The following is a 13276-nucleotide window of genomic DNA, read 5'->3' as shown; positions in this document are numbered from 1 at the left end:
TTTTTATACTTTTGTAGGTAAATATACAGCAAGATGACTTCATTTTTTAGAGGGATAGAGACTTTGTTCGTTGATTACCTTTTTGCCCCGTATGATATACTTCGCGGATTGGACAGCTGGTGGATGGCAAACATCGTGAATTGGTTATTATTTATCATTGGAGCCGTAGCTTTCGTTTACTGGATGTTACAGCTAAAGAATTTCAATGACAATGACGAAGAGGACAAGAGCATTACCTCTCACTCCTATCTATAGATCAAAACCGATATCTTTTCTATAGTTTAGTCTATCGAAGCCTATTTTTTTTATGCTTTCGTAGGATTTGTCCAACGCATCCTGAAAATTGGTTCCAAAAGAAGTAAATGCCATTACCCGGCCTCCATTGGTAACTACTTTGCCATTCTCTAGTTTTGTGCCGGCGTGGAAGATCAAAGAATCCGAAACGTTCTCCAAACCAAAAATCTCATAACCCTTTTCATAGGCTTCAGGATAACCCCCGGATACGGTCATAACGGTGGTAGCTGAATTCTCATCTATTTCAAGATTAATGGTGTCCAAGGTTTGATCGGCGACCGCTTGGAAGACTTCTGCCAAATCATTTTTGACTCTTGGAAGCACCACTTCGGTCTCGGGATCTCCCATCCTTACATTGTATTCAATAACATAGGGATCATTATCTACCTTGATCAATCCTATAAAGATGAAACCTTTGTAGGGTAAATTATCTGTTTTAAGCCCTTCTACGGTTGGTTCAATGATTCTTGCGTGCACTTTGTCCATAAAATCTTTTTGGGCAAAGGGAACAGGGGAAATAGCGCCCATACCCCCTGTATTGAGTCCAGTGTCGCCCTCGCCAATGCGTTTATAGTCCTTGGCAGTAGGCAGGACTTTGAAATTCTTTCCATCCGTTAGTACAAAAACGCTTAGTTCTAGCCCGGATAAAAATTCCTCTATGACTACGGTTTTGCTTGCAGCTCCAAACTTTTCATTTTTTAGCATGGAGGTCAGTTCTTGTTTTGCCTTCCCCAAATCATTTAGAATCACCACTCCTTTACCGGCGGCCAGGCCATCTGCCTTTAATACATATGGAGGGGATACTGTTTCCAAAAAAGTCAAGCCCTTTTCCAACTGCGCTGCAGTAAAGCTCTGATAGGCTGCAGTAGGGATATTGTGCCGTTGCATGAACTGCTTTGCAAATTCCTTACTGCCCTCCAAATTTGCCGCTGCCTTTTGAGGACCTATTACTGGGACACTTTTAAGCTCCGGGTCTTCCAGGAAAAAATCGTGAACTCCATTGACTAAAGGGTCTTCCGGTCCGACCACGACCATATCTATTTTATTGGACAATACTATATCCTTTATGCCTTCGAAGTCATTTACACCAATTGGTATGTTTTTGGCAATGGAAGACGTTCCTGCATTTCCCGGTGCCACAAAAAGCTTATCCAGTTTAGGGCTCTGGGACAACTTCCAGGCGAAAGTATGTTCGCGACCTCCCGAACCAAGAATCAAAATGTTCATAAAATCTCTTTGCTTATGTGTAAATCAAAAATAGTCTTTTCCCCTTTGTACTACTAATCCCTACCCAGAAAAATGAATCTTCTCCGAAGTCTTTTAAAATTACCTCTTGGTTTTTAGTGGTATGACTTTTTCGGTGTTCCTAATTACCCTGCCTCCTAGGATACTCCGCTTCTTTAGGAGTAAAGGAACTACAATTGAAAAGAACACGATACCATTGAATCGGACCAGCATAGATTCGACCAATATGGAAATGAAAAGAATCAAAAAAACCGAAAATTCATGTCGGCTGCTCTTTAATCGTAAAGCCAAAAGCGCAAAAATGCCCATTAAAACTGCAAAGCCAATGACCCCTATCTGTAGATAGGTCTGAAAAAATTGATTGTGAGCGTTATACTCGTTTTTAGAATTGAAGCTATACCCAAGCTCATTATATTTTTTGAACAAGGCCGCATTTGCGTCCCCAGTTCCATATCCCAATATAGGGGCCTCCTTGATCAGTTCTATGCTGGTATGCCATGACAAAACCTTTGCCTTTCCCAAAAGGATGACCTTTTGATCATCGGTTTGATGATACTCCTTAACAAGTGTACGAAATCCGGATGCTCTTGGATTATTTAGAAATACTATGGCACCTAAAAGGAAGATTAGGAATCCGGTATATTTCTTTTCCCTGTCTGTCTTATCAATAATTAGTAAAATGGACATCAAAGCCAAAATTAGATAGGCGGCAATGGAAGCCAGTAAGAAGATATAGATAAATAGTAGTGTTACTATTGCCAAGCGTTCTATGGAAATCAATTTGTTTTTAAGATAATAACTTAGTACCAGCAGTATATAGATGGAAACATAATTGGGGTTCACCGATTTTGAAAGTGCCGATCCCAAATAAAATCTATCCCATTCTTCAATAACCAAATCAAAAATCGAAAATACACCAAGGCTGGAGGTATTCCCGGAAACATATGTTACGAGGTCTAGGGTAGCAACAATAAAATTAACACAAAATGAGACTAGAAGCCCTGCAAGCAAAAAGTCAAACAACCTTCGCACCGCCGCCGCATCCTCTTTTACGAACATAAAAATGATGGGAAATAGAAATAAGGATAGAGAGCGCTGCACCAAATCTAACCCCACATGTAAATTCTGTGTATATATAAGTCCAAGACACATAAGTATGAAATACAATGGAAAAAGAAGTAGGGCCGGTTCAAAAACAAACTTTTTCCTATACCTCAGGACTATGACCAACCCAAAAACCATAGAAGCAATAAAAAACGGAGAGGGCAAATTAATTCCACAAGGCATTAGGAAAAAAGCAACGAAAAGGCTATTCCAAAAGGTTTTTGTTACCCAATCCCCTTCCGTGTAGAACATATCAAGCCCCCTGTAAATCCTTAATTTTTGCATTTGGGCAATAATCTTGTGAGACTAAATCATTTCTATATTTCTCTTCCAAATTATCCTTTGGAACTAATAAAGAGATGACTTTCTGACGACTCAAAGCATATTTCGAAGATTCATTTGCATAATCTAGAAGCCTACTTAAATCTTAATACTAAATAACCCGAAACTTTTCGGTATATTTTAAACGGTCAAAATTCAAAGTTGCAGCTCCTTCAAGTTCATTCAGTAAAGATTACCTTTGAAATGTGAAAAAAAATGTCTTCCTAGGGTGTGGTGGGTTGTGAAAAATCTCTATGCTCTTTTTTTTGTAAATCCTCTGGGGAAAGAGATTTGAAATAATCGTATACGATTTTTAATCCCTCCTCCCTCTTTACTTTTGGTTCCCAGCCTAAAACTTCTTTTGCCCGAGTAATGTCAGGTTGTCTTTGTAATGGATCATTTTGAGGTAGCGGCTTATAAATAATTCTTTGATTGATTCCCGTTAGCTTAATAATCTCCTCCGCAAATTCCTTAATGCTAATTTCGTGTGGGTTTCCGATATTGACAGGCTCCGTAAAATTACTAAATAGCAACCGGTATATTCCTTCGATTTGATCATCGACATAACAAAAAGATCGGGTCTGGGAACCATCCCCAAAAATCGTCAAATCGTCCCCACGTAATGCCTGTCCCATAAAAGCCGGAACCACCCGACCGTCGTTTAGGCGCATTCTGGGACCATATGTATTAAAAATACGCACAATTCTTGTATCCAATCCATGAAAACGATGATAGGCCATAGTTATTGATTCTTGAAAGCGTTTAGCTTCATCATACACACCTCTTGGCCCAATAGTATTTACATTCCCATAGTAATCCTCACTTTGTGGATGTACCAAAGGATCACCATAAATCTCAGAAGTTGACGCAATAAGTATTCGCGCCTTCTTTTCCTTTGCCAACCCGAGCAAGTTATGAGTCCCCAAAGCACCTACTTTAAGAGTTTGTATGGGTATTTTCAAATAGTCGATAGGACTTGCGGGAGAAGCAAAATGCAAAATATAGTCCAATTTGCTGGGGACATGAACAAACTTCGTCACGTCATGATGGTAATATTCAAAGTTTTCCAAAGGGAAAAGGTGCTCGATATTTTTGATGTCACCAGTAATGAGATTGTCCATTCCGACAACATGAAAACCTTCTTTAATAAAACGATCACATAAATGAGATCCGAGAAAACCGGCTGCGCCAGTGATGAGAATTTTCTTCAACTTATTCTGATTTTGTTTGGATTATTTATCTTCCAATAGATTCGTAATGGAATCCTTCTTCTTTCATTTCTTGGGGGTCATATAAATTTCTTCCATCAAAAATTACATTATCCCTTAATAGCTCCTTCATAACATTAAAGTTAGGGTTTCTAAAAATCCCCCATTCAGTACATATGACAAGAGCATCAGCATCTTCCAAAGCGCCATACATACCATGGGCAAATGAAATCTTATTTCCTAATTTTCGTTCTACATTTTCCATAGCTTCGGGGTCAAATGCCGTGATGGTTGCTCCTGAAGCCAATAATTCATATATGATATACAAAGCCGGTGCTTCTCTAATATCATCGGTTTCAGGTTTAAAGGCAAGGCCCCAAACTCCTATTTTCTTGCCTTTTAAATTATTGTTAAAATAATTCTTGATTTTGGGGATAAGTACGGTTTTTTGTTTTTGGTTCACCTTTATCACGGAATCCAATATTTGAAAATCATAACCAGAATCCTTTCCAGATTTATGGAGGGCCTTTACATCCTTAGGGAAACAGGAGCCACCGTATCCTATTCCGGGAAAGAGAAAACGTTTACCTATCCTGGAATCCGTCCCCATCCCAATCCTTACCTTATCTACATCCGCCCCTACTAGTTCGCAAAAGTTTGCAATTTCGTTCATAAAGGTAATCTTGGCAGCCAAAAATGAGTTAGCCGCATACTTCGTTAATTCCGCAGACTTCTCATCCATAATAATCACAGGATTTCCAGATCGTACAAAAGGTTTGTACAATTTTTCCATTAATCTTGTTGCCCTGTTCGAATTTGAACCCACAACAATTCGTTCTGGTTTTAGAAAATCATCAACCGCAAAGCCTTCACGAAGAAACTCCGGGTTGGAGACCACATCAAAATCACATTTTGCATTTTTGGCAATGGCCTCACGGACCTTTTCAGAAGTTCCTACTGGAACGGTGCTTTTATCAACGATTACCTTATAGGATTTAATCAGTTTACCTATTTCATTGGCAACACCTAGGATATATTTAAGATCTGCGGAACCGTCTTCATCCTCAGGCGTTGGTAATGCCAAAAACACAATATCACCATGACTCAATCCTTCATCTAAAGAAGTGGTAAATCTTAATCTTTTCCCTTGGATATTTCTTTCAAACAGCACATCCAAATGAGGTTCGTAAATTGGAACTTCCTCATTTTGCATTTTTTGTACCTTTTTAAGGTCTATATCAACACAAACCACTTCGTTGCCCGTTTCAGCTAAACAAGTTCCAGTGACAAGGCCGACGTATCCTGTGCCAATTACCGCTATTTTCATATATTTAATAAATGATTTTGACTATCTAAATAATTGTTTTTATTAGGCTTAGATCATTCAAAACTCAATAAGCCTTTTCCTCCCCTTTTGCAATATTGATTATAGTTTGCATTACTATTTTGACATCTAAAAACAAAGACCAATTTTCAACATAAAAAATATCAAGCCGCACTCGGTTCTTCATATCCATATCCTTTTCAATTTCACCTCGATATCCTTTTACTTGGGCAAGCCCAGTTATGCCGGGCTTAACATGATGTCTTAACATGAATTTTTGAATTTTGTCAACATAATCATTAGTATGCTTTATCAAAAGAGGTCGAGGCCCAACAACCGACATATTGCCTATTAATACGTTGTAAAATTGAGGAAGCTCGTCCATGCTCGTCTTCCTTATAAATCGACCCACCTTGGTAACCCGCATGTCATTTTTAGTAGCTTGTTCGTGGTCTTGGTTTTTGTTCGTCGCCATCGAACGAAATTTCCAACATGCAAAAAGCCTAAAATCATACCCCTTTCTATGCTGTATGAAGTAAACTGGACCCTTTGATTCAAGGCTTATAACAATTCCTATTAAAGGCGCTAGCCATGACAACAAAAGAACAATTACCAAAGAAGAAAAAACAATGTCGAATGCTCTCTTAAGTAAATAATTGGTTCTTATTTTTAAAGGTATCTCTTTTAGAGATAAAACAGGTACATAACCGTAATATTCAAAATTTAATTTCTTAGAAAAAATCTGTTTGTTGTCTGGAACAAATTTTACAGTCTTGAATTTCTTATCAGCAAAATCTATCAGTTGCACTATATGGTTATCTTCTAAAGCGTCTATTGAACAATAGATTTCATCAATTTTGTGGTCCACAACGTAATCGAGACATTCTTTTAGACTAAATTCTCCCTTCGAAGCAGGAAATTGCTTGCAAAACTGATAGCCATAACCTTTTTCGTTATTAAATACTTCAACCAGCTGATTCGTTTTTTGATTTTTGCCAATGACTATTACATTTCGTAAATCGCTTTTGCTCTTTTTCCGGTAGTAACTTAAGAAAAGGTATTTGGAGAACTTAAGTGCTGAAATAGCAACAACCATTAACAGAAAAAAAAATCCCAAATACAGTCTACTTACATTGGGTTGCTTAAAGAACCCTATGTATGCATATAGGGCAAGGAACATGAAAACAAACTGTCTGAAAAGAAGCACCAGGATGTGTGTGACCTTAGTATGTCTATAAACGTCATAAAATCTGTTCCTATGGGATATTAAAATCCACACCACGGATATGTAGGGATAAAACAAAATTGGATTATGGAAATACACTGGTAGGGAGAATGCCAGAAGGTTAATGGACAATAAATCCAATCCGTATTCAATGGTTCTCCTTAAACCAAAAAACTTTCCTCGATTTATGGCCATGTTTATTGATAGAATAAATGATATTCTCGGCAAAGAAACAAAAATAGCTGTTAAATAGTTTTATTTTTACGCCTGATATTCTGTAGAATTTCTTGAAAAGGATTATAGAAGATGAAGATTAAGAGCCAATCATTGCTAGTTAATTTTAGTGGATATACAATCATTAATCTTCTCAATTCACTCACCCCTTTTATCATTTTGCCAATTCTGACAAGAAATCTGAGTAAATCCGATTTAGGAATAATTGACATATTCACAACATCTTCTCTTTTTTTAACACCTCTCATTGGATTGTGCCTAATACAATCACTCAGCAAATTCTATTTTTCAATTAAAAATCGAAAAGCATATTTGTCCACCCTATTTTCTTCGGCATTAATTTTTTCAGCAGGCTGGTTAATTTTGGTTGCGGTTTGTCTGTTTTCGCAAAATTTTATTGAATTACCTTCCAAAACGAGATGGCTCATTCTCTGCATCATTTTTTATGTATGCCTAAATTTGATTGTTGAAGGTTTTTTATTGCTAAAAAGAAATGAGGAGAATCTCCGTCAGTTCGCTTCTGTCAGACTTTTAAAAGCCTCTTTGGACATTGGCCTTACAATATTCTTACTTTTGTTTATTGATGATTATTTCTTGAGAGTATTGGGAATTACTGTTAGTACTGCTATTGCTTTTTTAATTGTCATGTACAAACTAATCTCCAAAAAAGCTATCGTTTTCGAAGTAAAAAAAGAGATTCTAAAGAAAATTTTTGTTTTTTCATTGCCTCTGATTTTACACACAACATTTGCCAATATTTTAAACTATGCCGATAGATATTTTATACTTGAAATCCTAGGGACTGCCACTTTAGGCAAATACTCCGTAGTTTACCAATTATGCATGGTCATAAGCCTCATAATTAATTCATTTAACATGGCGTGGGCGCCTTATTTTATGAAAAATATGACAAGAGACCATGCAAAGTTCAGATTGAAGATGAAATCTTGGTTTTGTTATTACACTGGTTTTTTAGTTTTATTCGCTTTAATATTGTTCATTCTAATGCCTTTGATATACAAAATCTATATTGGTCAAGGTTATGAGGTCAACCACTGGGTGTATGCTGGTTTATTGACAGCTTATTTTTTTAATGGAATGTACAGATTCAAGATCAACTATCTATTTTACTATGAAGACACCAAGGCAATCGCGAAACTTTCGTTCATTGCAGCTTTGGCAAGTTTGTCATTGTGCTATATTTTAATCCCAAGGTTCGGTTTGATTGGTGCAGCTATTTCAACATTAGGATCATATTTCTTGCTATATGCACTACTTGAGGTTCAATTGTTAAAGAAAAGGCCATATGAGGGTACTCTTAAGAATAATTAAGTCTATTCGAACAACGTATTGCACCACCTTAGCCAAATGGACTTTGGGTGATAACGGGGATATTAAGGCAAATAGGTTGACCATTCTGACCAAAAGAACCAAAGTTGGCAGGAACGTTCATTTTAACGGGATGAGGGTTGTGGGAAAAGGTGAGGTGTACTTTGGAAACAACTTTCATTCAGGTAAAAATTGTCAAATTATTACGGATATCCATAATTATCATGGTAGCAAGTTGCCATATGATGAAAAAATAATTTCTAAAAATGTTATCATTCATGACAATGTTTGGCTTGGAAACAATGTGATTATTTTGGGAGGTGTAGAAATTGGCGAAGGTGCAATCATTCAGGCAGGGAGCGTAGTTGTTAAAAATATTGATACGCTTGCCATTGCAGGAGGTCACCCCGCCATGCAGTTTTCCATGAGAGATGCAGAACACTACTTCAGGTTGAAAGAGAATAAGATGTTTTTTTAAAATGGTTTTACTATTACTTTTTATCTATCTGCTCAACCTCTTGGTCATCATTAAAAAAAGGCTCTATCGCAGTAGTTTTATCATGCACTTTTTTTTTATTTCACTCATATTTGTTGGTCCATCCATTTATTACAATTTAGGTTTTACCACCTATTCCCATACATTCGAAAATCAAGACCTGATTTCATTCGAGTTTTATGGAATCTTTGTATTTATCTGCACTTTTTTTTATTGGTATTTTCTTAACAGAAAGTTGCGGATTCCTTTGAATCGTTACCTTCTAAACCATAGCAATAAAAATTTAAGTATAACTGCCATATATTTTCTCTTTTGGTTTGCTGTAGTTCTTCTTTATATTGTCTTTTATGTAAGGGAATTGCCCATTTTCAAATTCTTGCTGACGGGCACATTGCCTGATAGACTAGACCAATCGGATGCCGTTCAGTTTTTTTATACATTTTCTTCCTTTTTTATGGTTTTTATTCCATCTGGATATTTTTTCTTTATCCGATTTTTGAGGGGAAATCTCAAGAAATTTTTACTGCTTCTGTTAGTTGTATTCATACTGACATCCGGAGGGCACAAAGGTCTAGTTGCTTTTTTTATAATATTTGCGCTGTTCTTTTCGGGTTATAAGTTTAATTTCAAATATATCGTCGTCACTTTGGTTGCTTTGATCGGATTGTTGACAATTTATACTGTCACCAAGGGAAAGACATTGAACAAGGAAACATTGGCCTATTTGATGGAATCTCCTCCTCGCAGATTTTTTGTCACCCAAGGTTCAGCCTTCATTACCCGAATATCAATGGCTCGAAGAGACCTATACCAAGGTGATGTACATGACTATCAATTAATAAAAAGGGAAACATTCCAGGCCATTTATCCTAACACCAATGACCGCGGAGCGGCCCCAACAATGTTCTTAGGAGATATGCATGTGAGATATGGTATGGTATTAACTTGTATTGGTTATATTGGTTTTTTGGTTTTTTCATTGCCCTTTATAAAGGGAGTAGATAACATGCCTGAGCGGAAATTGCATATCTGGTGGTCGCTTTTTATCTATTTTTTTCTACTGGGAGTTGCTGAAGTTTCCTATACCAGTTCTTTGCGGATACTTTTAGCTTTGTTCAATTTGATGTTTTTAGTCGCCGTACCCTATTTCAGAATTGCAAATGCCAATAAATAAAAAAATAGAACAATTTGGGTCTTGGGCAATTATCATGGTTGCACTATCACTGTTTGCCAAAGAGAACATTACTACAATATTCTATATGCTAGCGATAGTATGGGGAATTCCTTACATTATCTCTAAAAAGTTAAGAACTCTACCAAAAAAGTTCGGACATGGTCAATTACCTTTTATACTTTATTTTTTGCTGGGTATTGTTGGGCTTCTTGTAAATGCCGATTCAAATTTAGATTATCAAACAAGGCTTATTCCTTTTCTGTTTGTACCCCTCTTTGCCATTATTTTCATGACAAATGAAAAGTTCAAAAAAAAATTCCTGCAATTCTTCATTGTCGGATGCATTGCCCTATTGGTTTTTCTTGATTTATGGGCTATTTATGATATGGTCAGTGAAAGATCCTTATACGTAAAAATCAATGGTCGGATGTATTATCGTTTTTTGTATACGAGATATACCGGAGGTGGCTATTTCAGTCATATTTATTTAAGCTCGTATTCTGTTTTTTCAATAGTTGCACTTTTTCTGCTCAAAAATGTAAATAAATCACCAAAATACTTTGCTGCCATCTATTTGCTTCTTCATCTATTTATGCTGGGTTCAAGGGCTGTTGTGATTGCGTTGCTGCTTGCAGGCTTTGCTCAATTGGCAATTTCTGCATTTAAAAGTAGAAAGCATTTTTTAAGGCTCATAATCTTTACCGGGATTGTTCTAGGACTTTTTACAAGCGCTTATATTTTCAGGGACACTGTTCTTTTTAATAGATATTCGCAGGTTTTTGAATGGACGGAAAAAAGAGACCTGTTGTTGGAAAGAAACAACTCAATAAACAAAAGGGTAAAGATTTACGTAATTGGAGCAAGTTTTTTTGACACAAAGAGTTTTGAAATTGATGGGACGGGAATAGTAGACAAGGCTATTGCCAATCGATATGAGTCTACTTTTAAAGATTACTTTAGTTTTAAAACCGAAACTTATAATGCGCATAACCAGTATATTCACAATTTCGTCGATTGGGGATACTTGGGCATATTCCTGCTAATATCATTACTTTTTGTTTTATTCAAGCAAGCCTCTATCCCAGGGTCCGCCCCTTTACTATTCTTTTGGATATTTTTTGTTTTTTTGTTATTAATGGAAAGCGTTTTGATTCGTCAAAGGGGGATATTGCTTTTTGTCTTTGCTAGTAGTTTGACCATGGCTAATTACCACTTGGATAAAAGGAAGAATTCGTGAAAAAAGACCCTCTCGTATCCATAATAGTTCCCAATTTCAATGGAGCCAAATTTTTGGGGCAATGCATTGATTCAGTGCTAGCACAGAGCTATCGCAACTGGGAGTTGCTCATTTGCGATGATAATTCAACTGATGACAGTCTTGAGGTAATAACCTGCTTTGACGATGCCAGAATACCCCCGCCCATTATATTGACCGAAAACAAGGGAGCTGCTGTGGCACGAAACGAATGTATACAAGCTGCAAAAGGGGAATACATTGCTTTTTTGGACAATGACGATTACTGGCATCCAAAAAAGTTGGAAAAGCAGCTGCATTTTATGTCCCGCAACAACTACCATTTTACGTATACCGATTATATTCAGTTTTCCGAACACTATGAGAAGAGTGTGGCCTGCAAAAAACATGTATCCCGAAGAATTATGTTGCGAAACAACTATATTTTGACCTCAACGGCCATGTACAAAGCAGCCGCGATTGGAAAAATATATATGTCGGATATTCGAAAAAGACAGGATTGGAGTCTTTTTTTGAATATTTTGGACCAAACCAAAAAGGCTTATAATTTATCCGAGCCTTTAGCATATTATCGGAAACATTCCCGATCCCTTTCCAGCAAAAAACTTGGGCTTCTTAAATATACCTACGACTTCTATCATAAGGTGTTGGGCTTTGGTAAATTCATGACCATAATCATGGTCATGCAGTATTTAATGTATTACTTTGTTAAAAAAATCAAGGAACGCTTCCTTTGAAATCAAGGGTGCCATAGTCTCCGAAATTGACAGTTTAACCCTTTGTGTATCCTCTTTTTGGCCTGAAACCTCATCTAAGATTCCTACTATATCATCCGCACTGCTTGCTTCATAATTGTAGGTATTGGTCCCTATCAACTTTTTTAAGTGTTCAGTATAAAGCCCATCTACATCCACTGAGATTGTTGGGGTCCCCAGTGCCAGACTTTCCAAGGCGCAGGTCGAGTAAATGGTCAAATGCAAGTCGCAAAACTTAAGAAGCATATAGGTGTTGGCCCGTTCCCACTTAATGAGATTCCGTAGAGCTTCACATAAAATACCGTTATTCAAGTTCCTTGGCTTATAGATGAAGCAAACCTCTGGGCGTTTTTTGGCGACCTGTTCAATGAGGGGAAGCAATTTTTTGTCCGTATTGATGAGTTGCCCCGTAATGCAGACAACCGTCTTGTAGCGTTCCTTAAGTGCCGCCAAACCTTCTGAGAGTTGCGCCTTTTTTGAGACCTCATTCAGAAAGGAATATCCATAGACCAAGGTATGGGTTTTTGGCACAAAGTGTCCTTCAGCTACTATTTGGTTGAAGACTCGCCCATAGGTCAAAAAATAATCAGGTTTAAAGGCCTGGGCATAATCCGCTTTAAAACCGTAGGCACGATGCTGGGTGGTTATCAGCCCGTGTTGCAGTTCAAAAACAGGAACACCTTTTTCCTTACAGGCTTTTATTAGCCCATACTTGGTATAATAGCAGACCACAAAAACCGCTTTGGGCTTTCTAAAACTGAACAAAAAACGGTACAATTTATACTCGGCATGGTAGCGTTTGATGATGCCCAGTATTTTGTTTTTATGCACTCCTAATAGGTCATCCAGCTGCTCTAGGTTTTCAATATGCACGGAGCCGGTAGCCTTTATAATTAGACTTTGTAGTAAAAACAACCAGGACAGGCCTACCCAACGTTCGCCTTTTTGCAATTTCTTTTTGGGCGATTGCCCTTTGGGAATGGGGTTTTCAAAAAGCACATAGCTTGGGAAAAACTGCAAAAGCCCGGAGGCTACTCGATCAAAATATGAGTCATTCAGGCCATAGCGCCGTTCCGAATTGGTAAAAACCCATATGTTAGATTGAAATATTTTAACAAACCAAAACGCATCGCGAAATAGGCCCTTTAATAATATTTTTATGGTGCCAGCATCTTCCCTTTTGACCAATTCATTGTCTTTATCCAATAGAAGAGGTAGATAGTTTTTAATGATGGGCCAAATGCTATTATCTTCATGAACTATTTGTTCAACACTTTTAGACTTTTCTAAATCAGAGATAATATTCAAGACT

The 13276-nt window shown here is 37.2% G+C and carries 12 protein-coding genes; 6 read left to right on the top strand and 6 right to left on the bottom strand.

All coding sequences use genetic code 11. The annotated features are described in order from the left end of the window. The first annotated feature begins 33 nt into the window (after positions 1–33). Positions 34–255 (top strand): DUF6341 family protein, encoded by a 222-nt coding sequence (locus ACP2AF_RS05190; protein WP_425235177.1) that lies wholly within the window; start codon positions 34–36, stop codon positions 253–255. Here ACP2AF_RS05190 and purD read toward each other — a convergent pair. The 5 genes from purD to ACP2AF_RS05165 form a co-directional block, all read right to left on the bottom strand. After that, entirely contained in the window at positions 250–1521 is a 1272-nt protein-coding gene (gene purD, locus ACP2AF_RS05185; protein WP_425235176.1) for a phosphoribosylamine--glycine ligase, read from the bottom strand. The genes ACP2AF_RS05190 and purD overlap by 6 nt on opposite strands. Positions 1522–1620: 99 nt before the next feature. Next, positions 1621–2655, bottom strand: coding sequence for an O-antigen ligase family protein (locus tag ACP2AF_RS05180; protein ID WP_425235175.1), 1035 nt, complete (start codon positions 2653–2655; stop codon positions 1621–1623). A 533-nt stretch (positions 2656–3188) separates the two neighbouring features. Beyond that, a complete protein-coding gene (locus tag ACP2AF_RS05175; RefSeq protein ID WP_425235174.1) occupies positions 3189–4175 on the bottom strand; it encodes a UDP-glucuronic acid decarboxylase family protein in 987 nt (328 codons plus the stop codon). Positions 4176–4200: 25 nt separating this feature from the next. Next, complete coding sequence (locus tag ACP2AF_RS05170) at positions 4201–5499, bottom strand: UDP-glucose dehydrogenase family protein (RefSeq protein ID WP_425235173.1); 1299 nt, start codon at positions 5497–5499, stop codon at positions 4201–4203. 64 nt (positions 5500–5563) lie between these two features. After that, complete coding sequence (locus ACP2AF_RS05165) at positions 5564–6916, bottom strand: exopolysaccharide biosynthesis polyprenyl glycosylphosphotransferase (protein ID WP_425238008.1); 1353 nt, start codon at positions 6914–6916, stop codon at positions 5564–5566. Between the two features lie 111 nt (positions 6917–7027). On the opposite strand from ACP2AF_RS05165, the gene ACP2AF_RS05160 reads away from it, so the two are divergent. From ACP2AF_RS05160 to ACP2AF_RS05140, 5 genes are all read left to right on the top strand, one after another. Beyond that, positions 7028–8287, top strand: a complete 1260-nt coding sequence (locus ACP2AF_RS05160; protein ID WP_425235172.1) for a lipopolysaccharide biosynthesis protein — start codon at positions 7028–7030, stop codon at positions 8285–8287. Continuing rightward, positions 8262–8762, top strand: a complete 501-nt coding sequence (locus ACP2AF_RS05155; protein ID WP_425235171.1) for an acyltransferase — start codon at positions 8262–8264, stop codon at positions 8760–8762. The genes ACP2AF_RS05160 and ACP2AF_RS05155 overlap by 26 nt, the downstream gene beginning before the upstream one ends. 664 nt (positions 8763–9426) lie before the next feature. Then, positions 9427–9954: a hypothetical protein gene (locus ACP2AF_RS05150; RefSeq protein ID WP_425235170.1), complete on the top strand. Its 528-nt coding sequence runs from the start codon at positions 9427–9429 to the stop codon at positions 9952–9954. A gap of 85 nt (positions 9955–10039) precedes the next feature. Next, complete coding sequence (locus tag ACP2AF_RS05145) at positions 10040–11191, top strand: O-antigen ligase family protein (RefSeq protein WP_425235169.1); 1152 nt, start codon at positions 10040–10042, stop codon at positions 11189–11191. Continuing rightward, positions 11188–11946, top strand: coding sequence for a glycosyltransferase family 2 protein (locus tag ACP2AF_RS05140; RefSeq protein WP_425235168.1), 759 nt, complete (start codon positions 11188–11190; stop codon positions 11944–11946). Before ACP2AF_RS05145 ends, ACP2AF_RS05140 begins: the two co-directional genes overlap by 4 nt. Here ACP2AF_RS05140 and ACP2AF_RS05135 read toward each other — a convergent pair. Further along, positions 11902–13272: a hypothetical protein gene (locus ACP2AF_RS05135; RefSeq protein WP_425235167.1), complete on the bottom strand. Its 1371-nt coding sequence runs from the start codon at positions 13270–13272 to the stop codon at positions 11902–11904. The two genes, ACP2AF_RS05140 and ACP2AF_RS05135, sit on opposite strands and share 45 nt — an antisense overlap. Between the last annotated feature and the right edge of the window lie 4 nt (positions 13273–13276).

Source organism: Ulvibacterium sp. (assembly GCF_965248315.1).
In the GTDB taxonomy this organism is placed as follows: Bacteria; Bacteroidota; Bacteroidia; order Flavobacteriales; family Flavobacteriaceae; genus Ulvibacterium.
Note: the sequence above shows the minus strand (reverse complement) of the source record. Positions and strands in the feature narration are given on the sequence as shown.